The following is a 24,298-nucleotide window of genomic DNA, read 5'->3' on the forward strand; positions in this document are numbered from 1 at the left end:
CCGGATGCTTCAGGCATGCGCCTCAAAGAACTTCTGGATTTCCGTTGCCAGAAAGACCGGGGTTTCCTGCATCGGGTAGTGCGCCGCGTTTCCGATGACTTTCAAAGTGGCATTGGGATACCACTTCATGAATGTCTGCTGCATGACATCCACGGTCAGCGCCCCGTCACACTCTCCGGGCAGCACAAGAATGGGTGTCTTGTTCCCCTTCGCTGCCGCGGCGAAATCCGTTCCGGTGAACATTCTCATGTAGCCCTGAAACGCGTCCGGCGTGGTCTGAGCGCGTGAATCGTGAACGATCTTGCGCACCCAAGTCTCGCTCAGCCGGTTTCCGGTGGATGCGCCGACGATCATCGCCCGCAGGGCGTCATCCGCGCAGGCGCCGCTGAACAGCTTTTCCCCCTCTTCATCCAGAGGGGCGCCGGACGCAGGAACAGGCGTGATCGCAACGGCGCTTTTCACACGTTGGGGGGCGTCAACCATCAGTCTCTGAACCACCATTCCACCCATGGAATGCCCCACGATGTGGAATCTGTCCCACCCCAGGGTGTCGGCCAGTTCCAAAGCGTCCGTGGCCACTTCGTCAACCGTGTAAGCTCCGGTCATCGCGATTGATTTCCCGTAACCCCTGTAATCCGGAAAGACATAGGTGAAGCGTTCGGTATCGAGCGAGGGAAAGATCGGGGAAAACACGCTGTGATCCCCGAACCATCCATGCAGCACCAGAACATGTTCGGGGCCGTCACCGATGATCGTATACTGAATAGGCATTTTTTCCTTCCCAATTCCGCGAATAAAGCGGGCCGATCAGGCCTGTTTGGCCTCGGTGCGCGCGTAGTAAAATCCGCCGACGCGACGGTAGCGTTCCGCGATTTCTTCCAGTTCCTGCCGTGGAATCACATCTTCGATATTCTCAAATCCGTTCGGCGCGCGCTGGTCCGCAATCTCCAGCACCTGCTCGGGGCCGCGCTGGCGATTCAGGTGAACGATTTTGGTCGTCGCTGGCAGGCGGTCCACCTGATAGGCGATCAAGGCGTTTTCTACCGAACCATCCGAATCCAGCGCCTCTGCAAGCGCCAGGGCATCCAGAATGGCCGAAGACGCGCCATTCGATCCATTCGGATACATCGGGTGCGCGGCATCACCAAGAAGAGTCACTGCTCCGAAACTCCAGCGGTCAACCGGGTCACGATCGACCATGGGAAATTCGTGGATGACTTCGGCTTTCCGGATGAGTTCGGGGATGTTGATCCAGCCGAAGTCCCAGTTTTCGAAGATCGGCATGAAATCTTCGATCTTGCCGATCCTGTTCCAGTCTTCCTTGGGAAAGCCCTGGCTCGGGTCGACGGTGATTTCCGCGATCCAGTTGATCAGAGAACTGCCCCGGTCCGCATGTTTCTGGGATACCGGGTAGGCAATGAACTTTGTTGCGCTGGGACCGGCCATGAACATTGTCTTGCCCGATAAGAAGGGCTCAGCCTCGCTGACGGCACGCCAGATATACTGACCAGCCCACTTCGGCTCTCCTTCTTTGGGGTACAATTGCGCGCGAACGGCCGAATGAATCCCATCCGCGCCCACCAAAACGTCTGTGGTGATGATGACCGGCGCGCCGTCTGCGTTCCTGTCGGCGAATGTGCAGGCCACCCGACCATCGTCCAGTTGTTCAAAATGTTGGAACTCATGCCCGGTTCGGATTTTCTCCGCGCCCAGCCTCTCCCGGCAGGCGTCAAGAAGAATGCTGTGCAACTCGCCGCGCCGGATCGCCAATTGCGGATAGTCGAACCCCGCGTACATGCCCTTTGGCTCGCTCCAGATTTCGCTGCCGAACTTGTCAAAATAGAAAAGTTCTTTGGTTTGGATTGCTGACGCAACGAGCGGGTCTTTGAGCCCAAGATCGAACAACACTTTCACGCCGTGCGGCAGGACGTTCAACCCGACACCCAAGGGTCGAAGTTCACGAACCGCTTCGAAGATTGTCACATCGATCCCGCGGTCATGCAGCGCTAGCGCCAATGTGAGTCCGCCTATCCCCCCTCCGGCAATGGCTACTTTCATGACGATGTCCTCCGCAGTCTAGCGTTGCTTTTTGCCTCTATACGACAACAATGTCGCGATGTGATATTTTGTAGCGAGCAAGCCAGATTTTGGCAATATGCTTTCGACTGTTGTTTCCGCCGCCGAAAGTCAGAACCGGCAAGGCCGGGCCTGCCCCCTGACGTTGAGGCGGGACGACAAGAGGATTGCGCCCGGCGCAAGACCAGGGGAGCGACACGACAAACACTCGGGTCCGGCGATGGTTTTGCCAGAGCGTTGAAATAAGGGAAGAAACCGATGGGATGCCTGGCAGGTTTGCTGCGGATCGGGCCCGCAATCGGATCGCACGAAAGACCCCAGGCCCTGGTTCGGCGAGCGCGCCGGGCCCGTGCCACAAGAAGCGCACACCTTACGCCCTGCAGTCCGTTTCGCGACGCGGCCGATCGGATTGTCCGACCCTGGCTGTTTGACGCTGGCTTCGCGCACCGACGGGGCGGGGCGGCGAAGAAACGGCCAATGTCTTCGCCGGTTGTCGGCCAAAGGTCACTGCATGGGCTGCGCGGGTTCGAACATCGGATTGCCGGATGCAGTTTCCAGCACTTCTTCCTGAATGACATCCCAATGCTCGGCGATCATGCCATCCTCAACGCGGTAGATGTCTATCGCGATCAGCGGCTTTGGGCCGATGCCCGTGATCCTGCCATGCACCGCGACGAGATCGCCTTCTGCGATGACCATACCCATCTCGTATGTTGCGCCCTTGGGCGCATTCGCAATCAAACCGCGGATCGGTTCGCGACCTGATGGCGCCATCGGGTTATGCTGGATATAGTCCTCGGCCCAATACCGATCGATGGCGGTCACGTCACGCTCGATCATGGCTTCGGTAAGGGCACGTATGACAAGCTCCTTGGCATCGTTTGCTTTGGCTCCTGTCGGCAGCCCGAGACAGAGCGACAGAAGCCCTGCGGCAATCCATTTCGCGGCGATGTTCGGCATGATGTGTCCTTTCGCAAAGGGCAAAACGGCCCGGATCAATGAATGGTGACAGGCAGGTGCGTGTATCCGCGCAGCACGCTGTTGACCGCACGCGTGCCTTCGCCCGCCTCAAAACGCGCAACGCGCGTGATCAGCGCCGAGAAGATCGCGATCATCTCCAGCTTGGCCAGGTTCGAGCCCGCGCAGGTATGCGACCCGCGACCGAACCCCAATTGGTCGTGATGTTGCTGGCGATCGATCAGGAAGCGCTCGGGCATATCCCATTTGCGCGGATCCCGGTTGGCTGCGCCGTAGAGAACGATCACCCGGCGCTGTGCCGGAATCGTGACGCCGTCAAAGGCATGCTCCATCGTGGTTACACGAGAAAAGCCCTGTATCGGTGACTCGACACGGATGATCTCGTTGATGGCCGATGGCAACAGGCTCGGGTCGTCGCGCAGCTTGTCCCATTCACCTGGGTTCTGCGCGAAGAGCGCAACGCCGCTCGAAATCGCGAAGATCGTCGTATCAAGCGACGGGCCCATGTAATCCAGTCCCATCATGACCGCCGCTTCGGGTGGCAGGCCTGCCGCCTTGGCCGTCTGGTGCAACTGGTCGGTCCAGCTTCCGGGCTTCACCTTGCCGGGATGGTTGTTCTCCCGGATATAGGCAACGCTTTCCTGCACGGATGCGAAGGCCGGACCCAGCCGCGGCGTCATCGGGCCGAAACAGTCAAAGCCGTCCGCCGCCCAGCGCATCATGTTCTGACGGCCTTCCTCGGGCAACCCGACAAGCCGACTGATGATCGTGATCGGCAGGTAATGCGCAAGGTCCGCCACGGCATCGAAAGAGCCTTGCGCTACCAAACGCTCGACAAGCTCCTCGGCCATCTGCGTGATCTGGTCCTTGATGTCGAGAAGGGATTTCGGCATCAGGGGGCGCTGGAACAATCGGCGCATGTGAGAATGACGTTCACCATCGGCGCAAAGCATGATGTCCCGTGTGGCCTCGTTCATTGCATCGTTCATCATCACACCCTGACCCGAACTGAAGACCTCGGGCGTCTTTAAAGCATCCTGAACGTGATCGAACCGCGTCAGGGCGTACATCCCAAGCTTTTCGAGATAGGCTACCGGTCCGCCTTCGCGCAGGTTGTCATAGATCGGGTAAGGGTCTGCCAAGGCCTCAAGACTGTAGAGGTCGACAGGCGATCTGTAGAGTGCTGTCATTTCCTTTTCTCCAATTCCCAGTCCATCGCGCCTGCCGATGTCAGTCCTGGTCCAGCCGATAGAGTTCGCGGCGCATGATCTTGCCGGTGCTGGTTTTGGGAACGTCCTCGACAAAGCGAATGTCGCGGGGGCATTTGTAAGAAGCGAGGTGTTCGCGGCAGAAGGCCAGCATGGCCTCCTTGTCGCGGGACGCGTCGCGCGTCGGCACGATGAAGGCGACCGCAACCTCGCCCTTGATCTCGTCAGCGCGCTTGCCCACGGCACAGAGCGTGACATCGGGATGGCTTGCCAGCACCCGCTCGATCTCGGCAGGATAGACGTTGAAGCCGCCCGTGATGATCATGTCCTTGAGCCGGTCCACGATGAAGACGCAGCCATCATCCTCCTTGATCGCAACATCCCCGGTGCGTAGCCAGCCGGAAGGTAAAAGCGTCGATCGCGTGCCCTCTTCGTTGCCGTAATAGCCCATCATCGTGATTGGCCCGCGGACCTGCAGTTCGCCTGCCTCGCCATTGGGCAGAACGCGCTCGGGATCCTCGGTATCGGCGATGCGCACTTCGCAATAGGGCAGCGCCACTCCGATGGAGCCGTGCCGGTTGCGGCCATAGAGCGGATGCGTGGTGCCCAGTCCGGCGATCTCGGTCATGCCCCAAAGCTCGATCAGCGGAATGCCAAAGGCAGCCTCGACCCGCTCCATCGTGGCAACCGGCATCGTTTGCCCGCCGACATAGGCCCGGTTCAGGCTGGACAAGTCGGTTGTAGCAAGCTCGGGCGCGCTGAGCATGAACATGTACATCGTCGGCACGCCGTCGATCACCGTGGCCTTGTGCGCCGCGATATCCGCAAGGAACGCCGCCGGATCGAAGCGCGCATGCAGGACCAGCTTGGCCCCGAAAAGCATCATGCTCTGCATCACCACATTGGCGTAGACATGCGGACAGGGCAACGCACTGATCACGGTATCGCCGGGGCCGCGCATTTGCATCTGTGCGGTCATTGCACCGTTGGTAAGGACCGCCCGGTGCGATTGCATGGCGCCTTTGGGATGGCCTGTCGTGCCAGAGGTGTAGCAGATGGTCGACAACGCGGCGGCCTCTACCTCGATCTCCGGCAAGGCGGGGGCATCGCCGGTCAGCAGGTCATCGAAGGTTACCATGCCTTCGGGGGCCTGCGCCGCGATGGCCACCGCAAGCTTCACTTTGTCCAGAACGGCCGTCGCCCCCGCCAGCTTGTCAACGGATGCGATAATGGCGCTCGCGCCGCAATCGCCCACGACAAAGGCAACTTCTTCCGGCGTCAGCATGGTGTTGATCGGGTTGATGACTGCACCCGCGCGGGCAATGGCGTAATAGCTGACGATCCATTCCCAGGAATTGCCCGCGTAAAGCGTGACGATGTCCCCCTGGCCCACACCGGCCGCTGCCAGCCCGGCCGCCGCCCGCTCGACCAGATCACTGAGTTCAGTAAAGGAGAAGATGCGCCCCTCGAAGACCAGCGCGTCCTTGTCGCCGAACCGCTCCGCCGCGCGCCGCGCCGCCTGTCCCAGATGCGTGATATCCATCAACCTGTCTCCCTTGGTTGCACCATGCCCTGCAAATCGGGGGGCGTGCCGCATCGTCGCGGCTCGCCCCGGCCACCGGGGTCAGCCCAGCACGGCCACCTTGTTCTCGATATGGCCGAGATTGCCGATCTCGATCCGGACAACGTCCCCTTCCTTGAGGAATACTCCGGTTTCGATCCCAACTCCTGACGGAGTGCCCGTTAGGAGGACATCGCCCGGCTCGAGCGTGAAGGCGGTCGAGATGTAGGCGATCTGTTCGGCAATCGAATAGATCATGTCGTCGGTATTCGAGTCCTGTCGGACCTCTCCGTTCACATGTGCAAGAATCGGCAGCGCTTGCGGATCGTCGACCTCGTCATCGGTGGTGATCCACGGGCCGAATGGGCCATGTGTGTCAAACGACTTTCCCAGCGTGAAGGTCGGCGACCGCAGCTGCCAGTCGCGCACGCTCACGTCATTCGCGACGGCATAACCGGCCACAACCTCGCGGTAACGAGCCGGATCTACATGCTTGCAGCGCTTGCCGATGATCACGGCCAATTCCGCCTCGTAATCCAGTTTCTCGGACACTTTGGGCAGGTCGATGTCGTGGTAGGGGCCGTTGATGCAAGACACTTGCTTGTTGAACCACAACTGCGAGTCCGGCACCGGGATGCCCGCCTTGCGCGCGCCATCGGCATGTTCCTTGTAATTCATTCCCAGAGCGAGGAATTTCTGCGGATCAGCGATCGGCGCTTCGAGAGTGGCACCCTTAAGCGGCACGGTAGGGCCATCAACGGCAGCGATCTCGTCGCGGATCTCGGGAAGGCGGGTCAGCAGGTCGCGCATCGACGTGCCGTAGCCTGCCGCCGTCAGGTCCACGATCTGATCCCCCGCCAACTTGCCCAAATTGATGCCGTCTGCGGTCCGGAAACGTCCGAGTTTCATGGTGTCTTGTCCTTCTTGGGGTGGGTTCCAGCGCGCGTGGGAAGCACCGCACCGCGCTCTTGAATTCGTTTATCGGTCACGGGCGCACCAACAGCTTGCCGAAGTTGCGACCCTCGAACAGGCCGAGGAACGCCTGTGGCGCGTTCTCGAGACCGTTGACGATGTCCTCGCGATAGGCGAGTTCGCCACTGGCGATCCAGGCGGACATGTCCGCGCGAAAAGCCTCGGCCATGTCGAAAAATTGCGGATAGATGAAGCCCGCGATCGTGAGTTGCCGTACCAACACGCGCGACAGGACCCAGTTCATCCGGTCCTCGCCGATCTGCGGCGCACCATCTCGATTGACTGCGATCGTGCCGCAGACAGGGATGCGCCCCCCTGCCCGCATCAGCGGCAACACGGCAGCAAAAACATCGCCGCCGACATTGTCGAAATACACATCCACCCCGTCCGGGCAGGCGGCGACCAGCTTTGCGGCGAAATCTGGCGCGCGATGATCAACCGCCGAGTCGAGCCGCAGCGTGTCTGTCAGAAACGCGCATTTTTCCGGCCCGCCCGCGATACCGACGACCCGCGCCCCCTTGATCCGGGCGATCTGGGCGGCAACGCCTCCAACCGTGCCCGAGGCGGCGGATACGACAACCGTTTCCCCAGCCTGCGGTCTGCCATGCCGAAGCATCCCGCCATAGCCTGTATGCCCCGGCATCCCCAAAACGCCCAGCGCAGTCGAAACGGGCGCAATCGATGCATCGATCTTGCGCAGCCCGTCACCACTGCTGATGTGATGGCTTTGCCAGCCATGCCAGCTTTCGACGAAGTCGCCTTCGCGAAAATCGGCGTTCCGGCTTTCAAGGACGCGGGCCACCGTGCTCCCGATCATCGGCGCGCCCAGCTGCGCGCTTTCGGCATAGTTGACGCCTTCGTACATGCGGGCGCGCATGTAGGGATCAAGCGACAGATATTCCGTCGAAAGCAGGATTTCCCCGTCCTCGATTGGGCGCAGCGGCACTTGGACGATGTCGAAATTCTCAAGACCTGGTCCTTCGGAGCCGGGACGCGAGACGAGGTGAATTTGCGTATTCTGCACGGTACTCACTTTCGGGTCACGGCGTGTCGCCGGTCAGGCAATGAACAGTTGGCGGTCTGTCTCATGATGTCTGGCTTGAGTGCTCCGGTGTACGGTCCGAAGACCGTCCCGGGGTGACAGGCCAAAGCGGCACGATCCAGATCCACCAACTGCTCATCTCCTCACGAACCCCTTCTAATCTTACGGTTACGCGGTTTCGTACGCCGCACTTCCCTCGGATATGCTCTTTGATTTGAGGTATGCGCCGACAGCGATCAGCGCGATAACGAAGGTCGCAATGCCGAGCGTCGGATACCCGAAGTTCTGGACGATGGTCCCGCCCAGGAACGGTCCAATGGCCGATCCGGTCATGACCATCGCCGGGGTGGCCGCCACGGCCCGGCCCGTCGGATCGAGCTTGGCCAGATAGCCGAACAGGAAGGTATGGGTGAAGATCATCAGGAACGGCATGAAGATCAGCGGTGCCATGAAGAACGTAAACTCATCCGCCGACAGCATCACCAAGGCGCAGCCGCCATGAAGCAAAGCACCGATCGGAGCAACCCACATCACGGACAGTTTCTTTTCAAGCACAGCGGCGATGATCGCGGGCAGGATGGCGACGATGCCCATGGTGATCAGGGCCAATTGCACCTGCTCTGCCCCGAAGCCGCCATCGATCCCGGCGCGTTCTGCAAAGCTGAGCGCCATCGCGTTGTTGAGCGCCATACAGACGATACCAAGGATCAGGAACCAGACCTTTGGCGACATTTTCCCACCTTGCGTGTGCGTCACGGCAGGCGGTTCGACACGCGGAAAGAACAGCGTGTGTACCAGCGCCGCAACGCCCATCACGGCGGCGAACACCCAGAACAGCATCGACGGGCCCGACGCGGCGATCACCTGCGGTGTGACACCCAGATAGACAACGGCCAAAACTCCAAGACCGAAACTTGCCATTGCAAAGACGCGATGCGGATTGCGCGACAAGCCCATCGACCCGTGTGTCAGCGAAATGCCGATACCCGTGCCAACACCTGCCACGAAATGCAGCACCGCAAGTGGAACGAAATCCGTGATCCGTGTCATGGCCACAAAGGCAAAGGCTGCGACCCAGAACCCAAGTGGTGCCAGCCATCGCCCATTCATCGTGTGGAACCGGGCCGACACGACAAGGTTGCACAACACAACGCCGATCAGGAACAGCGTCGCGAGGCCTCCAGCCTGGGCCGGAAGAAAACTGTAGCCCGCGATCAGCGTCCCGACCCAAACCGGCAAAGCGGCAAGATCGATCATACCGGCCATATGGCCCGTGATCAGGGCAAACCAGGATCGTTTCTTATCAACAGTTGACATTCAGGTATCCTCCCACAGGAAAAGCACCGGGTGTGTTGTTCTGTTTCCCGGCGTCAGTGATCGTTACGGCGCCATCGCAGCATCCAAGTCATCCAGCAGCGCGAGGGTCTCCTCATCGCTCGTGCTGCTGCCGAAAATGTAGAAATCAGGCCGGACGAGCAGCGTTCGCGCCCCCGTTTCGGCCATGAACCCGCTGATCCGCCCGGCTGCTTCGCGCGCGCCGTTGCGACCGACCTGCACGATGACCGCGCCGACCAACGCGGCCTTGGTCCGCACTTCCTCGGACGGCGCATCCAACGTCAGAAGCGCGAAACTGCGCCCTGTGACCTGATCAAGCCGGCACAAGTTTCCATCCTGCTCGATCTCGTCATGTGGGGAAAGCGCCCCTGCCAACGGGGTTTTCGAGATCAGCCCGGCCATGAGCCCCGGATAGGCAGGCGGCGGCGGCACCTGTCCCGACAGGAATGCCTCGTCGCGCATGCGTGCTGCTTGGGGATCGGCTTCACAGACGATCTTGCCCAACTCCATCGACATGCGGATCACGACCTCGACATGCGAAGCGCGCTCGGCCTCATAACTGTCCAGCAAACTGACCGGTGCGGTTCCCGACAGTACGCAGTCCAGCTTCCAGGCCAGACCCCAGGCATCGCGCAACCCCGAACACATGCCCTGCCCCATAAACGGCGGCATGAGGTGCGCAGCATCACCCGCGATCATCATTCGGTTCTTGCGCCAGCCCCGTGCAATGAGCGACCGGAAGTTATAGGCAGCCGATCGGATCAGCTCGCCCTCGTCGGGCTTGACCCATTGCGACAGAAGCCCCCAGACGTTTTCCGTCTTGACCAGCTCCTGCGGGTCCTCACCCGGCTTGACCATGAACTCCCAACGGCGCATCGCAACGCCGCTTGGCACGATGGTCGTGGGTCGCTCGGGGTTGCACCATTGCGCGGCATCCGGCACCGGCAGGCTACTGATGTCATTGGGCCGCACATCGACGACGATCCAATGCGCATCGAAGCCGAGATCGTCGAACTCCGCACCGATGGCGTGGCGCACAAGGCTTTTTGCCCCGTCGCAACCAACAAGATAATCTGCACTGATCTCGAAAGCCGCATCGGTCTGAGCCGTCTGGCTGGCGGCATCGAAAGGCGCAAGACGCACCTTGGCCTCATCCCCCAAATCTTGGACCGACAGGGCCTCGTGACCCAGGTAAGTTGTCAGACCGTCACGGCCCTGGAGATCCGCCTCAAGCACACGTTCCAAATCGGGCTGGTTGAACAAGTAGCCCTCGGGTCCACCCGAAATCGTGTCCTTGTTGTTGGTCAGCTCCAGCAGGATCTTCCAGTCCGCATTGTACCACACGTAGTTGTTCATCGGCCGCGAGATCTTTTCGACCTCCGAAGCGACACCAAGCGCGTGGAACATCCGCTTGATTTCGTGGTCGAAACCAACCGCGCGGGGCAGCGGGTAGGCTTCGGGCCAGCGTTCGATGATGGCAACGCTGTGCCCTTTGTCGACCAGTTGCCGGGCCAGCACCTTGCCGGTTGGGCCGTAACCGATGATGGCAACGTCGTAATGCGCCATGATATCCTCCCTCAAGGATGCAGCGGGGTGTCCCGCTGCACTACTCCTGTCAGCTTGCGAATTTCAGTCCACCGGCAAGGAAACCAGGTGTAGGCGGAGTGCCCCACTGGTTCAGCCAGCGCCCGGCAAGACCTTCAGAAATATCCCATGCGCGTGGGTGATAGACGGCGTCGTTGTCGATATGCGCCATCTCGACCGAGTTCTCGACGATGCAGCCATGCGGATCGGCGTAATAGGTGAAGATGTTGCTGCCCGCGCCGTGGCGACCCGGCCCCCAGACCATTGCTTCGTCCTTGATCGTCAGGTTGTCTGCAATGCGAACCAGGTCTTCCATCGAATGATGGTCGAACGCGTAGTGATGCAGCATCTCAGGGCCGGTCCCCATGGCGATCGTATGGTGGAACCCGTCCTGCGCGCGGTACCAGCGCAGACCGTCATCGCTTGTGCGATCTGACAACTGCATCGACAGGACTTTCTCGCAGAATTCTCCAAAGGCAGCGGTATCACCCGAGAAGGAATTCATGTGCTCGATCCGCTTGGGGCGCGGACCGCCACCGCCGATATAGCGATGCGGCTCGGTGCGGGCGATGGGCGTGTGGATCTCGAAGATCGACCCGCCGGGCGCCACAATGCGCACGGCGCGGTCGTAGTGTTTGCCCATCGGCGCATCGGACAGGATGGTCAGACCATCGGATTTCGCCCGCGCCATCACTTCGTCAACGGCCTCGGCGCTAACTGCTTCCAGACCACAGGCCAGAACGGCTGCTTCACCCTTTACATAGGTGACTTCGTGATGGCGGTTGTTGCTCGACAGATAGACGCTGTCGCCATCCCGCTCGGTGATCCGCAAGCCGACAACGTCGCTCAGGTGTTGGGCCGCCGCTTCGGGATCGGGTGAGGAAATCACCACATGGCCCATCTGCCGGATCAAATAACTCATACGGAAGTCTCCTGTTTTGTGCACGGCGCGCTGCATCGAGGCGCAAAGTGAGGCTTTTGCAAAGGAACAATGCGGTCTCGTCGGCCCGGCACATCACGGTGCGGAACAGGTCGAACACGCTCGCGCTCCTCCTCGCGATTGCTGATCTACACCGGACCTAGCCCCTTGATGATCTATTTGTCTACAAAAAAAATATTTTATTGCAGCAAATTCATTTTTACCCTAAAAGTCGATGAAATGAACGAGCCTTGATACGCAAGGGAGGGCGATATGGCAGCGAAGAGTCGCACGATCGAGACCTACGAGGCGCTGAGGCAGCGTCTGCTGGATGGCGTTTACCCCCCACAGAAAAAGCTGCAAATCGATCAGATCAGCAAGGAAATGGAGGTCAGCCCTGGAGCTGTCCGCGAAGCACTGGCGCGGCTGACATCGGATGGCCTCGTGGTTTCCGAGCCGCAGCGCGGGTTTGTGACAGCGCCGATATCCGTTGCAGATCTCACGGATCTGACCTCTGTCCGGGTCGAGATCGAACTCAACTGCCTGCGCCGTTCGATTCGCCTTGGTGACCTCGAATGGGAAGGCAAGATCAAGAGCATCTGGCATCAACTTGAACGCACGCCCACTCGGTCAGAAACGAATCCGACCGCATTCAACCCCCGCTGGAGCGACCTGCACGCGGCGTTTCACGACAGCCTGATCAGCGCCTGCGACAGCAAATGGCGCCTGAAGCTGCGGGACCAGATGTTTACCCAAGCAGAACGGTATCGCCGCTTGCTGCTGCCTTACACCAAGATTCAACGCGACCCGCACGAGGAGCACAAAGGCATCGCAGAAGCTGTTCTGGCACGCGATGCCGATCTTGCCTGCAATCTGCTTGCCCAACATCTGAACAAGACGGCGGATATTCTTCTGTCATCGGACGCTCCGTTCTCGGATGTCCCGCGCGCCTCCGTACAGCCCGTCGCAAACACTTTGACGGAAGACCAGTAGACGCTGCGTCCGCCGACACAGCCTTTCACACCAAAAAGACAGACACCCCATCGGGAGGAACCATGGGTCAACGAAACGTTATTGTGACATGCGCTGTCACAGGCTCCTTGCACACGCCATCTATGTCGCCCTATCTGCCGATCACCCCGACGCAGATCGCCGATGAATCCGTGGCCGCAGCAAAGGCCGGTGCATCAATCATCCACCTGCATGCCCGCGACCCCGAGGACGGTCGCCCCACTGCCTCGGCCGAGGTGTTCATGGAATTCCTGCCGCGTATCAAGCAGCAGGTGGATGCGGTGCTGAACCTCTCGACTGGCGGTGCGCCCGGCATGACCATGGACGAACGTCTGCGCGCGGCCGAACAGACCAGCCCGGAGATGGCCTCGCTGAACATGGGGTCTATCAATGTGGGCCTGTTCGCAGGAGCGCGTCGGATCAAGGAATACAAGCATTCCTGGGAAAAGCCCTTTCTCGAGAACACCAAGGACAGCGTCTTCGCCAACACTTTCGCCTCGATCGAGGAGATTCTGAACCGGCTCGGCAAGGGACACGGCACCCGCTTCGAGTTCGAATGCTACGATCTCGGCCATCTCTACAATCTCGCATACGTCATGGATCAAAAGCTCTATGAAGGTCCGGTCTTCGTACAGTTCGTGATGGGCGTACTCGGCGGTGCCGGGGCGGATTGCGACAACCTTCTGCACATGGTGCGCATGGCGCAGCGCCTTTTCGGAAACGATCTGGAATTCTCGGTGCTGGCCGCCGGGCGCCACCAGATGCCGATGTGCACACAGAACGCGCTTCTTGGCGGCAATGTCCGTGTCGGAACTCGAGGACAGCCTCAACATTACCAAAGGCGAGCTGGCCACCTCGAACGCGCAGCAGGTCGAAAAGATCGTCCGCATCGTGACCGAGCTTGGCTACGGCATTGCCACCCCCGACGAAGCCCGCGACCGCCTCGCCCTCAAGGGCGCGGGGCATGTGAAGTTCTGATCAAAGGTTCCCGTTACATGAAGCTCTATTATTCGCCGAACGCCTGTTCCATCGGCATTCACATCCTGGTCGAGGAAATCGGCGCGACCTTCGATGCCGAAGCCATTGATGTCCGGGCAGGGCAGCAGTTCACCCCGGCATTCCGTTCAGTCAATCCCAAGGGCAAAGTGCCTGCGCTGGTCCGCGATGATGGCAGGTTGCTGACCGAGTTCAGCGCAATCGCATTCTGGCTGGCACGCACCAATCCAGAAGCAGATCTGCTCCCAAAGGATGTCGACGGCGAAATCCGGGTGCAGGAATTGCTCGACTACATGGTGGCCAGCATCCACATGCGCGGCTTCGCCCTCATCATCGCGGCACCCAAATTCGTCTCGGATCCAGCCGCCCAGGACGAACTTCGGGCGATGGGCCGGAAAGTTGTAACAGAGGGGCTCCAAACACTGTCAGCGGCGCTCGGAGACAAAGACTTTCTGATGGGAAGCTTCAGCATCGCCGATGCTGCGCTGTTCTACCTGACACATTGGGCGGCGGCCTTTGGCATCGACACCCCAGACAACCTGTCGCGCTTCTACGCCCGCATGAAAGACCGGCCCGCCGTTCAACGCGTTTTCGCCCGTGAACAGGCTACGGCCGCCTGACGAAACAGCATCCAAATCGCAGGGAGAACCGCGAATACCCAGCCAAGCAAAGTTACCAGATTCAGTTTCGTCTTTTGCATTCCGACGGGCTTTTTGAGGAGAAACGCGCCCGTTCAGTCCGATGCGGAAGACATCCAGTTACAATCAAGGGAGGGACACCATGAAAAAACTACTCCATGCACTGGCAGCCGCCGCAACGATCGCCGCTGCCCCGAGCCTCGCCAAAGAGCCGGGCACACCGACAATGATGCCATCCGGCGGAAGCATCGGCGTGCCGGTCGGCGCCAACCCGCCTCCGGGGCTTTACTTCATCCAGCGCAGCGAAATTTTCCGCAGCAATGTCTATTCGGGCGATACCGAACTGCCGATCGAGCTGGACGTAAACAGTTCCGCCCAACAGCTGCACTGGGTGCCGGGCTTCACCCTGCTTGGCGGGTCCTATCGCGGAATGATCAACATCCCGCTGGTGCATGCCACGCAAACGGCGTTCGGAGATTCGACCTCGGAAAGCGGGGTCGGTGACGTAATCCTGTCACCGTTGAACATCTCCTGGATGCTGCAGCCCGGTATTTTCGTGCAGTCGGGCATCAGCTTTTCGTTGCCAACCGGCAAGTTCGACACGGCCCCGGGGGCGGTCAACCTTGGCAGCAACGCGCCGGCAGCGGCCATCGACATTGGCTTCAGCTATCTGCGCGACGGTTGGAACCTTTCGGCTCATGCCAATTACATCATGTATGGCGAGAACGACGACACCAATTACAAGTCCGGAAACGAAATCATGCTCAACTGGACCGCAATGAAGGACCTTGGCGGGTTCAGCATCGGCCCGGTCGGTTACTTCCGCAAGCAGGTGACGGATGACGAAAACAACGGTTTCGCCTATGGCGGTACGACCAGCGGGCGCGCCGAACAATACGGCATCGGCGTTGGCCTGAGCAAACGCTTCGGTCCGATGGAGCTCAACGTGAACTACGTGCACGACTATCATGTCCGCAACACCGCTGGCGGCGACAAGTTGCTGATCAACTTCACGACGCCAATCGGCAAGCCCTGATCCATAGCTCCAAACTTCAGGACTGCCTGCGGAATCACTCATGCGGGCAGTCTCTGCGAATTTAAGATCGACCTCGTCTCAATGATCTGAATTTACTGCATGTGTCGTTCCAAAGAGGCCGCCATGTCACCTTTACGCAAAAGCAAAACTGACGAGATGGCCGGTCCGCCCGAGGACCTGTTCCCCACACGCGACCTGATGGGCGAAGTGCTTTCGAGCCTCAAGGTGGCCGCTGCCGACATCGCCTTTTTCGAATTCACCGCCCCTTGGACACTTCGGGTTCGTCAGCACAAACCCCTCGTCTGTACCGTCACGCAAGGCACGCTCTGGCTCAAGCATGGCCGCTTGCCCGCGGAAAGTTATGGGCCTGGGGACACTTTCGTCATGCCCCGCGGCTACTGCGGCGAAGATATCCTAGTGTCCTCAGCAGCCACGATGCCGGGTCAACCGGTTGGAACGGACCGCATCTGGGAAGAAGGCCGGTTCGTCGCAGTTCGATCCAACCAAAAATCGACCCCAATGAGAAAGCTCGAACTCGGCGGACCCGGCACCGAAACGATGCGCGCTCTGTCCTTCACCTTTGACTGGGCAGACAGTCACTATGGCCCGCTTGTTGCGGATCTTCCCTTCATCCTGCGCCAGAACGCATCGGCGACCGGTGCAAATATCCTGAGCTTCTTCACAGACATCCACATGCTGGAAGTCGCACCGGATCAACCCGGCTTCCGGTTTCTTGCCGCGCAAGCAGCGCAACTGTTTCTCGCGCATGTCGTTCGCAGCCATTCGCAGGACCATTCCAGAACCGCGCCGGGTTGGATGAAGGGGCTGTCCGAACCGCGGATCAGCAAGTCCATAGAGGCGATCCACGACGCGCCCGGCACCCAATGGACCGTGGAACAACTGGCCCGCCTTTCGGGCATGTCACGCGCCGTCTTTGCCTTGCGATTTCAGGAAATCATGGGCGTGCCACCGATGGATTACCTGCGATCCTGGCGGATGCATCTGGCGCGCTGCGAACTGACTCTCGGGGGCAAGACCATCTCGAATCTCTCATGCGAACTGGGCTACAAATCCGAGGCAGGCTTCCGCGAGGCCTTCCGGAAATCCTGCGGGATGTCTCCACAGGAATTCGCCAAGTCCGTGTCGCGCCAGAACAAGCCCGCCCAAAGCCGAAATCCAGACGGAACTGTCGGTTAAAAAGACGGCACAAGCGGACAAAGCTGCATTTCAAGCGCAGAATTTCCCAACGTAACATGTTCAATTGTCGGCTGTACAGCTCCGGGGGGACCCCTGACCAACAGAATACCGCGTCTTGGTCAGTTTGGTCTTCCCGGTTGCACCTGGGAGCCAAGAGCATGTCGGGGCAACCTGTCCCGGAACCACGCATCATCGTTTCCTGGGGAGGAAAACGCCATGTCAGAACTCAGAGAATTGCCTTTTCAGGACGTCCTCCCACGTCGCTGAACTGACCGGTTGACGCGGCGCGAGCGGCCCACCTGCTGCGCCGCGTCACCACCGGACACACTCCATTCCAGGCCCATTTGCCGCTCCTCGGGCGCGGCACTTTGCGACCGTTTTCGCGGGATCGTACCCGTGTTTGCGTGCGCGGTGCATCCGGCCCCAAGACAACAAGGACCATCCATGTCACTTCAGGTTCGAATACCCGGTGCGCTCGCGGCTTCCTCCGAGGTTGTACGCTGTGCGCCCTATGCTTCAGACAGGGACACACAGGACGGCTTTGCGCCTGCAGCCGTCGTCACGCCCAAGCGGCTCGAGGACGTGCAGGCGCTCGTCAAATGGGCGAATGACGCCTCTGTGCCCATTGTGCCGGTCTCCTCGACCGGTCCGCGCCGCCGGGGAGATACCGTCCCGCAGGCTCCTGGCAGCGTCGTCGCGGACCTGTCGGGCTTGCAAAGGCTGATCCATGCCGACCGACGCGACAAGATCGCGATCATCGAACCAGGCGTCAATTTCGGCATGATCGACGACCTCCTGCGTCCACACGACCTGCGCGCCTACCGCCCGCTCAAGCCGCGCGCAGGCAAATCGGTTCTGACCAGCTATCTCGACCGGGAACCGACGCTGGTGCCTGACATGCAGTGGGACATCAGCGATCCTTTCGGCGGCACAGCGATGGTGCTGGGCAATGGTGATCTATGCAAGACCGGGGGCGCCGCTGTCGAAGGCACGCTCGAACAACAGCTCAAGCGCGGCCATCGCCAGCTCTTCGCAGCCGGTCCCGCCCATATCGACCTTGTCCGCATCACGCAGGGCGCACAGGGCAGCCTTGCCACAATGGTCTGGGGCGCGATCTATTGCGAACCGATCCCGACGGTTGAGAAAAGTTATTTCGCGTCAGCCGACAGCCTTGGCACGCTTGTGGCGCTGGCCCGCGATCTGCTGAACCGTCGCTTGTGCAGCTCGCTATTCATCGTCGACGCCGTTCAGTTGGCAATGCTGATAGGCAAGTCGCAAGACGATCTGGACCGCCTCTCGGCTGAATTGCCTGCATGGACCATCTTCGTGTCGTTGGCCGGGTACCAGCACCGCCCCGAACAGCGCGTGCAATGGCAAAACAAGGACCTCGTGGCGTGCGCCAAAACCCATGGAGCCGACCTGACCGAACATCTTGCGGGTGTTTCGGCAGAGACCTTTGCCGCCGACCTGCGTCTTTCCGAGCAAGGGCAATATCAGGACAAATTCCTAGGCAATCACAAGGAACTTTTCTTCCTGCAAAGCTTTTCCAACCTCGAAACCGTGGTTGCTGCAGGCAGCAAGGGCCTCAAAGCAGGTCCGCTCGCGACCCGCAAGGTCGGCACCTACATCCAGCCGATGGTGCAGGGCACCTTCTGCCACGTCGCTTTCACTCTTCCCTGCAGCCCCGAGGATACGGCGACCGGCACGCCCGTCGATGCCCAATGGCGCGAGGCTGTTGCAGCCTGTGACGCAGCGGGCGCGTTCTTCAGCCGTCCCTATGGCGAATGGTTCGACCTTGCCTTCCGCAACGCCCCCAACGCCAGACGCATGATGACCGCGGCCAAGACGATCCTTGACCCCAAGGGGATCATGAACCCAAAGCGCCTGCCCTACGAAGGAGCCCGGTAATGGACGGAACCGCAAAACTTGAAGACCGCCACGATTTCCTCGACCGCTGCATGCGCTGCTCGCATTGCAAATTCGTCACCACGCCGAAAAGCCGTGAATTCGCCTCTGTCTGCCCCAGCATGGATTACGGCGAGTTCCACGCCTACAGCGCCAGTGGCCAGCTGATCATGGCCTCCGGCCTTCTCCACGGCGAAATCGACTATACCGAACGCCTGACCGAGATCGTGAGCGCCTGCACCATGTGCGGTGGGTGCGATCCATCGTGCAAACTGAACTTCGGCGAGACGGTAGAGCCGCTGGACGGGCTCTATGCGTTCCGCGCCAAGATCGTCGCAGATGGCCGCTCGCCCGAGGCCCACAAGGACATCATGGCGCGGATTGCCGAAACCGGCAACGCACAGGGCAAACCGGCGGCCCGTCGCGCCGACTGGACTGACGAACTCAAGGGCACGCTGGCCAAAGATGGCGCCGCAGATATCCTTCTGCATGTTGGCAGCGCGCTGGCCTATGATCAAAGCAAACACGAGACATTGAGGCGGATCGCCGACACGCTGATGGCGAGCGGGATTCGCGTGCGCAACCTTGGCCGCGAAGAGGGAAGCTCCGGCTCCACCGCCTTCGACCTCGGCTATCAGGACGAGGCGCGCCGCTTGGGGCAGGCATTCCTGCAACAGGTGGGCACATCGGGCGCAAAAACCGTGGTCACCCTCTCCGCTGCGGCGCTTGCGGCCTGGCGCGCGATCTATCCGCGCCTCGGCCTGTCTTTTGGAGATGTGCGCGTGCTGCACATCACGGAATACCTGCTTGAATTGGCCGATGAGGGCACGGTTCTCTTATCGGCCTCCGATACATCATCTGGCCCTGTCGCCTATCACGACCCCTGCAAGCTGGGCCGCCTGAGCGAGGTTTGGGAGCCGCGCGATTTGTCGCTCGAACGGGTGCCTGCGGGCATCTACATCTCGAAAGCGCCAGACAAGCTGCGCTACGGAAACAACGGCTGCTACGAGGCCCCGCGCGAGATCCTGCGCCGGATCGGCCTCGATGTGCTCGAACTGGAACGCAACCGTCACTCCAGTTTCTGCTGCGGTGCAAATGGCGGCGTGACCGAGGCGGTGCCCGAAGCCGCAAGCAAGGCCGCGAAAAGCCGACTTGCCGAACTTCCCCAGACCGGCTGCGCCACGATGGTCAGCGGTTGCGGCAATTGTGCAAGCCACATGAACCGCAACGCCGAGGGCGCACCCGTTGTCGACCTGCTCGACGTCGTCGCGGCGTCCCTGCATGCCGGGAAAGGAGCCTGAGCTATGGCCAAAGCGAGAAAATCCAAGGTACAGGTTCTCCCCCAAGCGGCCCGCAAGGATCTCGAAGCGATCCTTGGCGCGCGCTATGTGGAAACCGACCCCGCCGTGATGACCGGCTATTCGTGGTATTGCGGCAACGGCGAAATCCCCGGCCGTGACAAGTTCACGGCGCATTTCCCGATCGCAATCGTGCTGCCGTCGACCACCGAAGAAGTGGCCGAAATCGTCAAGGCGTGTTTGCGGCACAAGCTGCACTTCAAGGCACATTCCACCGGCTACGGCTCGATGGCGGTTGTGCCTGCACCCAACACCGTGGCCATCGACCTGCGTCGCATGAACACGCTCGAGATCGTGCCCAAGGACCGCATGGCGATCATCGGCCCCTATGCGACGGCAGGCATGATCCAGGCCGAGGCGCTGGAGCATGGGTTGACCTGCCATATCGTCGGGGCGGGCCCGTCCCATTCGCCGCTGGCCTCGGCCACCTCGCTGTTCGGGGTGGGGGTGACCGGGCTCAGCACCGGGGTGAACATGCGCAACCTGCTGGCATGGGAATGGGTATCCCCCACCGGCGAGATCATCCGCGGCGGCTCGGCCGAAGGCGACAAGGGCTGGTTCGCGGGCGAAGGCCCCGGGCCGGGCACGCGCGGGCTGATCCGTGGTCTGTTCGGCGCGGCGGGCGGTCTTGGCGTCTTCACGAAGATCGGGATCAAGCTTTATCCCGTAGCCAACAAGGGCCAGTTGCAACACGCCGGTCAGCACCCGCAACTGGGCACCAAAGTGCCAGAGCTGTCGAAGCTCTACCAGATCGTTTGGCCCGACTGGGACAGCCAGACCAAAGCCACGTTCGAACTGATGCAGGACGATCTGTGCTTTGCCATGCTACGAATGCCGCCCAACAGCCTTGCCTGGACGGTGACATCGTCCAACACCCAATTCGTCGAACAGGACCGTGAAGGCACCATTGCCCCGGTCGCCGACCCGATGAATGACAAGAACTGGACGGTTCTGATCTCGTCCCGTTCCCCCGAGGAACACGCGTGGCGGCAATCCTGTATCGAGGACATCGTCACCCGCACCGGCGCAAGGTTCATCGAACTGGCGCAGGAAGACGAGTGGATGCTCTACCACAACCTCGTCACCGCGCAGTACATCGCGCGCGTGCTGCGACCGGCGGGCGGCATCATGACCTCCTTCGGGGTGTTCGACAGCTTCCATTTCCTGCCCCGAGCGATGGAAATGGGCGAAAAAGCGCAACGCGGCCAAAACAAGCCGGGGGGACATCTGACAACGGGTCAGGGCGAAGAGCAGTGGGTCTGGCCCAATGAAGGCCGCTACATGTGGTCCGAGAACATCTACCAGTTCGACCCCGCGAGCGAAGCCTCGCGCGCTGCTGCGACCCACGGCTTCCTTGCACATGTGGCGGATGCCTGGCGTGAAGGCTCGACCGGCATGGTCACCTTCACGGTAGGCCCGATGCAGGAAGTGATGGGCGAACGGGTCGGCCGTGCGCATCACCAGATCCGCAAGATCAAGAACCATTTCGATCCGGGCGACAATTCCAAATCCAAGGAATACGTCATCCCCAAGGTTCACCCCGTGCTGGAAAAGATCCTGCCACCGCTGCGCCCGCTCCTGTCCTCCGAACCTGTGTTGAAATTCGCCTCTAAAGGCGTCGCAAAGAATGGATTGTGACCCATGAAACTTGACCCCAAGCACATCAAGCCGATTCCGAAAAGCGTCCTGATCTTTGGCGCAAGCGGCCATATTGGTCGCCCCATGGCCGAATTCCTGCGCTTTCATGCCCCCGAGATGCGTCTGCGCCTTGCCAGCTCACGCCCCGAAGGTATGGCCGCGCTTCAGTCGGCTTTTCCCGACGCAGAGATCGTTCAGGTCAGCTACAGCGATCCTGCCAGAATGACTGCAGCCTTTTCCGGCATCGAGGCCGCACTGGTTGTAACGCCGCCGGAATGCGACGAGCTGTCGGCCATGACCAATGTCGTGAACGCTGTGCGCAAGGCGGGCACACTCCAGCACCTGATCCGGGTCGTCGGCCTGCAACCCGATATGAACCATGCCCGCGTGCCGGAAAAGATGCGAAGCTTCGGCAAGGGGATCGAGGTCCAGCACCCAATCGCGCGGCAGGTCCTGGACGATGCCGACCTTCCCGTGACCTATCTGAACAGCGGTGCCAGTTTCATGGACAACCTTCTGCGCCTCGCAGGTCAGGTGCAGGCCGGCTATCTGGCTTGGCCGAACCGCCCCGTCACCTATATCGATCCGCGCGAGATTGGTGAAGTCGCGGCTCGGCTACTGCTGTCCGAAGACGCCCGCCACATCTTCCAGTTCTACACGATGAACAACGGCGAAGAACCCCGCAGCGCCTCGGATGTTGCAGCGCTGATGGAAGACGTCCTTCTGCGCAAGATTCCGCATAATCCAAGCAAAGAAGGCTTTTTGGCTTATTTCCAGCCGCTGGTCGATGGCGGCGCGATGCCGGCGCATTTCCCCGACTATCTGTGGGACTTTTTCGAATACGAAGCGGCCAACGCAACAGTCTGGGTGCCTAACCAGTTCATGGAGCGGACGCTCGGCCGCAAGCCGAACACGCTGCGGGCATGGTTGATGGAACATCGCGCAATGTTCCAGCCAGACGCAGACGACGCGGCACCTGATGTGATCATGCCCAATACCTCGTTGCCGACATATTCGGATGGGAAACCCGATGGCGTCTGGGACTTCGCTGTCGCCACGCCCATGGGCCAGGAACCGCACGAGATGACGATCAAGACCCATGCCGATGGCACGCTCACCGGCGAAGTCCGCCATCTCAAAAACGGCACTGTCATGCAGATCGAGGAAGGTCGCCACTCGGGCAACACCCTCACCTGGAAGATGCGAATGGAGAAACCGATCAAGGTCAAGCTGTCGGTCGCAATCCAGGTTGACGGCAATACGCTCTCGGGCGGGGCCAAGGCGGGTCTGTTCGGCAAGGCCAAGATCAGCGGCCAACGCATCACCGAGCTTGTGTGATCCCCGGATCACGGAACGGACCCGAAAGGACAGCACAATGAAGACGGTCATCATCGGTGCGGGATGTGCTGGCCTTTCCGCCGCTTACACTTTGCAGAAGCACGGCGCGGACGTCGTGCTTCTGGAAAAGGAGAGTGTCGCGGGCGGGCGCATGCAGCATCAGTTCCATGACGGTTTCCACATGGATATGGGCTCACAATTCGTCCACGAAGGCTACGACACCGCCGCCCGTCTTCTGGACGAGCTCGGTCTGACTGGCGAAATCACCGATCTCGACATGAGCCGGGTCAAGATGTGGCGTGACGGGCGCTGGTGGTATTCTCAGCCTTCCGGTTCTCTCAGAGACCGGATCAACAGCCTGCGATGGCTTCTGAAATTCGGCCTCAAGGGCGCGCGGAACCTCAAACGGCTGCTCGATACGTCGGCGTCTTTGGACGGGATGAACGTGTCGAACACCGACTGGATGCTCGACCTCGACACCGAGGATTTCGCCAGCTACGTCCGCCGCGAATTCGGCGAGGATGTGCTGGAATATTTCGTCCAGCCCATCATGGGGGGCATCGCGCTCGATCACCCCGAGAATTGCGGCAAGGCGTTCGGACTTGCGATCATGTATGCTATCGCCAATGCTGACACCGCCGTGCTGCGGCAGGGCACCGGCCAGCTGGCCCGCCATCTCGAGGCGCGGGTCGCAAAAAAGGCGGAAGTGCTGACCAACACCCCCGCACGCCGGATCGTGATCGAGAACGGCCGCGTGCGTGGGGTCGAGACAGACCAGGGCTTCATCGAGGCCACCCACATTATTTGCGGCGCGACGGCCACCAAGGCGCTCGACATCCTGCCTGACTTGCCGGACGTGATGCGCAGCGCTCTGTCCTGTGTGACCTATGCGCCCGCTGTGAACGTCGTGCTGGCTGTGGACACACTCATGTCGAAGGGCGGAGCCTCCGGCGGCATGGTGCCGCGCAAATCCGGCTATCCAATCTCGGCGATCCTGTACAACTCCGCCAAGTCCAAGGCCATGGTCCCCGAGGGATGCGATTCAATCAACGTGTTCTTCTATGGTCAGTCGGTGCACGAGATGCTGGCAATGTCGGACGAGGAGATCACTCGCGAGACCGTCCGCATCCTGCGCGACATCTGCCCTGATCCCTTGCCCACCCAGATCCGCTTTTCCAATATCGCCCGCTGGCCCGAAGCGAATTATGCAATGCCCCAAGGGGCTGCAGCGGCGATCAACCGGATGAGAAAGTCCCATTACCGCGACGTGACCGGTTTGTTCCTCTGTGGCGACTACATGTACACCGGAGCTTATGAAAGCGCCCTGACCAGCGGTGTCAACGCAGCCGAAGCCGCGCTCGACCTGCGTGAAACGATTTGATCCGCAATCTCCACCACAAGCTTTATATATTTTCGAAATTCAATCATAATATCTGTGATAGAAAAATTTATCGTAAAATAAGAACGCCCTGTGGCACACCGTCAATTCCACAGGATCGACGCACC

The 24,298-nt window shown here is 60.4% G+C and carries 19 protein-coding genes and 1 pseudogene; 10 read left to right on the top strand and 10 right to left on the bottom strand.

Annotated features, from left to right (window positions below):
- Nucleotides 1-9: 9 nt before the first annotated feature.
- The 10 genes from ACMVPR_RS15490 to ACMVPR_RS15535 form a co-directional block, all read right to left on the bottom strand.
- The gene (locus ACMVPR_RS15490; RefSeq protein ID WP_416883608.1) at nucleotides 10-771 is read right to left on the bottom strand and encodes an alpha/beta fold hydrolase; all 762 of its coding nucleotides are present in this window, start codon (nucleotides 769-771) and stop codon (nucleotides 10-12) included.
- A 36-nt stretch (nucleotides 772-807) separates the two neighbouring features.
- A complete protein-coding gene (locus ACMVPR_RS15495) occupies nucleotides 808-2,058 on the bottom strand; it encodes a flavin-dependent oxidoreductase (protein WP_416883609.1) in 1,251 nt (416 codons plus the stop codon).
- A gap of 522 nt (nucleotides 2,059-2,580) precedes the next feature.
- On the bottom strand, nucleotides 2,581-3,036 hold the full coding sequence (locus ACMVPR_RS15500; RefSeq protein ID WP_416883610.1) for a nuclear transport factor 2 family protein: 456 nt from the start codon (nucleotides 3,034-3,036) through the stop codon (nucleotides 2,581-2,583).
- A gap of 35 nt (nucleotides 3,037-3,071) precedes the next feature.
- Nucleotides 3,072-4,244 carry a cytochrome P450 gene (locus tag ACMVPR_RS15505; RefSeq protein ID WP_416883611.1) on the bottom strand — a complete coding sequence of 391 codons (1,173 nt, stop codon included), beginning with the start codon at nucleotides 4,242-4,244 and terminating at the stop codon, nucleotides 3,072-3,074.
- A 40-nt stretch (nucleotides 4,245-4,284) separates the two neighbouring features.
- On the bottom strand, nucleotides 4,285-5,805 hold the full coding sequence (locus ACMVPR_RS15510; RefSeq protein WP_416883612.1) for a class I adenylate-forming enzyme family protein: 1,521 nt from the start codon (nucleotides 5,803-5,805) through the stop codon (nucleotides 4,285-4,287).
- A gap of 81 nt (nucleotides 5,806-5,886) precedes the next feature.
- Nucleotides 5,887-6,732 carry a fumarylacetoacetate hydrolase family protein gene (locus tag ACMVPR_RS15515; RefSeq protein WP_416883613.1) on the bottom strand — a complete coding sequence of 282 codons (846 nt, stop codon included), beginning with the start codon at nucleotides 6,730-6,732 and terminating at the stop codon, nucleotides 5,887-5,889.
- 76 nt (nucleotides 6,733-6,808) lie between these two features.
- On the bottom strand, nucleotides 6,809-7,819 hold the full coding sequence (locus ACMVPR_RS15520; RefSeq protein WP_416883614.1) for an NADP-dependent oxidoreductase: 1,011 nt from the start codon (nucleotides 7,817-7,819) through the stop codon (nucleotides 6,809-6,811).
- A 186-nt stretch (nucleotides 7,820-8,005) separates the two neighbouring features.
- A complete protein-coding gene (locus ACMVPR_RS15525) occupies nucleotides 8,006-9,154 on the bottom strand; it encodes an MFS transporter (protein ID WP_416883615.1) in 1,149 nt (382 codons plus the stop codon).
- A gap of 63 nt (nucleotides 9,155-9,217) precedes the next feature.
- The gene (locus ACMVPR_RS15530; protein WP_416883616.1) at nucleotides 9,218-10,738 is read right to left on the bottom strand and encodes a bifunctional 3-(3-hydroxy-phenyl)propionate/3-hydroxycinnamic acid hydroxylase; all 1,521 of its coding nucleotides are present in this window, start codon (nucleotides 10,736-10,738) and stop codon (nucleotides 9,218-9,220) included.
- A 49-nt stretch (nucleotides 10,739-10,787) separates the two neighbouring features.
- A complete protein-coding gene (locus ACMVPR_RS15535; protein WP_416883617.1) occupies nucleotides 10,788-11,678 on the bottom strand; it encodes a VOC family protein in 891 nt (296 codons plus the stop codon).
- 270 nt (nucleotides 11,679-11,948) lie between these two features.
- On the opposite strand from ACMVPR_RS15535, the gene ACMVPR_RS15540 reads away from it, so the two are divergent.
- From ACMVPR_RS15540 to ACMVPR_RS15585, 10 genes and pseudogenes are all read left to right on the top strand, one after another.
- Nucleotides 11,949-12,668, top strand: coding sequence for a GntR family transcriptional regulator (locus ACMVPR_RS15540; RefSeq protein ID WP_416883618.1), 720 nt, complete (start codon nucleotides 11,949-11,951; stop codon nucleotides 12,666-12,668).
- Between the two features lie 62 nt (nucleotides 12,669-12,730).
- A pseudogene (locus ACMVPR_RS15545) lies at nucleotides 12,731-13,664 on the top strand (3-keto-5-aminohexanoate cleavage protein).
- A gap of 17 nt (nucleotides 13,665-13,681) precedes the next feature.
- On the top strand, nucleotides 13,682-14,302 hold the full coding sequence (locus ACMVPR_RS15550; RefSeq protein ID WP_416883619.1) for a glutathione S-transferase family protein: 621 nt from the start codon (nucleotides 13,682-13,684) through the stop codon (nucleotides 14,300-14,302).
- A gap of 160 nt (nucleotides 14,303-14,462) precedes the next feature.
- Nucleotides 14,463-15,356, top strand: coding sequence for a SphA family protein (locus tag ACMVPR_RS15555; RefSeq protein ID WP_416883620.1), 894 nt, complete (start codon nucleotides 14,463-14,465; stop codon nucleotides 15,354-15,356).
- 123 nt (nucleotides 15,357-15,479) lie between these two features.
- Nucleotides 15,480-16,553, top strand: coding sequence for an AraC family transcriptional regulator (locus ACMVPR_RS15560; protein WP_416883621.1), 1,074 nt, complete (start codon nucleotides 15,480-15,482; stop codon nucleotides 16,551-16,553).
- 444 nt (nucleotides 16,554-16,997) lie between these two features.
- Nucleotides 16,998-18,461: an FAD-binding oxidoreductase gene (locus ACMVPR_RS15565; protein WP_416883622.1), complete on the top strand. Its 1,464-nt coding sequence runs from the start codon at nucleotides 16,998-17,000 to the stop codon at nucleotides 18,459-18,461.
- Entirely contained in the window at nucleotides 18,461-19,759 is a 1,299-nt protein-coding gene (locus ACMVPR_RS15570) for a (Fe-S)-binding protein (protein ID WP_416883623.1), read from the top strand. Before ACMVPR_RS15565 ends, ACMVPR_RS15570 begins: the two co-directional genes overlap by 1 nt.
- 3 nt (nucleotides 19,760-19,762) lie before the next feature.
- Complete coding sequence (locus tag ACMVPR_RS15575; RefSeq protein ID WP_416883624.1) at nucleotides 19,763-21,454, top strand: FAD-binding oxidoreductase; 1,692 nt, start codon at nucleotides 19,763-19,765, stop codon at nucleotides 21,452-21,454.
- Between the two features lie 3 nt (nucleotides 21,455-21,457).
- A complete protein-coding gene (locus ACMVPR_RS15580; protein ID WP_416883625.1) occupies nucleotides 21,458-22,792 on the top strand; it encodes an NmrA family NAD(P)-binding protein in 1,335 nt (444 codons plus the stop codon).
- A 37-nt stretch (nucleotides 22,793-22,829) separates the two neighbouring features.
- Nucleotides 22,830-24,173, top strand: coding sequence for a protoporphyrinogen/coproporphyrinogen oxidase (locus ACMVPR_RS15585; protein ID WP_416883626.1), 1,344 nt, complete (start codon nucleotides 22,830-22,832; stop codon nucleotides 24,171-24,173).
- Nucleotides 24,174-24,298 lie beyond the last annotated feature (125 nt).

The sequence above is a fragment of the Marivita sp. genome, from assembly GCF_048006345.1.
In the GTDB taxonomy this organism is placed as follows: Bacteria; Pseudomonadota; Alphaproteobacteria; order Rhodobacterales; family Rhodobacteraceae; genus Marivita.

Bases quoted from the DNA above. Each gene is read 5' to 3' on its own strand.
- ACMVPR_RS15530 (WP_416883616.1), bottom strand. From the start codon at position 10,738: ATGGCGCATTACGACGTTGCCATCATCGGTTACGGCCCAACCGGCAAG.
- ACMVPR_RS15550 (WP_416883619.1), top strand. From the start codon at position 13,682: ATGAAGCTCTATTATTCGCCGAACGCCTGTTCCATCGGCATTCACATC.
- ACMVPR_RS15500 (WP_416883610.1), bottom strand. From the start codon at position 3,036: ATGCCGAACATCGCCGCGAAATGGATTGCCGCAGGGCTTCTGTCGCTC.
- ACMVPR_RS15555 (WP_416883620.1), top strand. From the start codon at position 14,463: ATGAAAAAACTACTCCATGCACTGGCAGCCGCCGCAACGATCGCCGCT.
- ACMVPR_RS15540 (WP_416883618.1), top strand. From the start codon at position 11,949: ATGGCAGCGAAGAGTCGCACGATCGAGACCTACGAGGCGCTGAGGCAG.
- ACMVPR_RS15490 (WP_416883608.1), bottom strand. From the start codon at position 771: ATGCCTATTCAGTATACGATCATCGGTGACGGCCCCGAACATGTTCTG.
- ACMVPR_RS15575 (WP_416883624.1), top strand. From the start codon at position 19,763: ATGGCCAAAGCGAGAAAATCCAAGGTACAGGTTCTCCCCCAAGCGGCC.
- ACMVPR_RS15495 (WP_416883609.1), bottom strand. From the start codon at position 2,058: ATGAAAGTAGCCATTGCCGGAGGGGGGATAGGCGGACTCACATTGGCG.
- ACMVPR_RS15505 (WP_416883611.1), bottom strand. From the start codon at position 4,244: ATGACAGCACTCTACAGATCGCCTGTCGACCTCTACAGTCTTGAGGCC.
- ACMVPR_RS15515 (WP_416883613.1), bottom strand. From the start codon at position 6,732: ATGAAACTCGGACGTTTCCGGACCGCAGACGGCATCAATTTGGGCAAG.
- ACMVPR_RS15565 (WP_416883622.1), top strand. From the start codon at position 16,998: ATGTCACTTCAGGTTCGAATACCCGGTGCGCTCGCGGCTTCCTCCGAG.
- ACMVPR_RS15585 (WP_416883626.1), top strand. From the start codon at position 22,830: ATGAAGACGGTCATCATCGGTGCGGGATGTGCTGGCCTTTCCGCCGCT.
- ACMVPR_RS15570 (WP_416883623.1), top strand. From the start codon at position 18,461: ATGGACGGAACCGCAAAACTTGAAGACCGCCACGATTTCCTCGACCGC.
- ACMVPR_RS15535 (WP_416883617.1), bottom strand. From the start codon at position 11,678: ATGAGTTATTTGATCCGGCAGATGGGCCATGTGGTGATTTCCTCACCC.
- ACMVPR_RS15580 (WP_416883625.1), top strand. From the start codon at position 21,458: ATGAAACTTGACCCCAAGCACATCAAGCCGATTCCGAAAAGCGTCCTG.
- ACMVPR_RS15560 (WP_416883621.1), top strand. From the start codon at position 15,480: ATGTCACCTTTACGCAAAAGCAAAACTGACGAGATGGCCGGTCCGCCC.
- ACMVPR_RS15525 (WP_416883615.1), bottom strand. From the start codon at position 9,154: ATGTCAACTGTTGATAAGAAACGATCCTGGTTTGCCCTGATCACGGGC.
- ACMVPR_RS15510 (WP_416883612.1), bottom strand. From the start codon at position 5,805: ATGGATATCACGCATCTGGGACAGGCGGCGCGGCGCGCGGCGGAGCGG.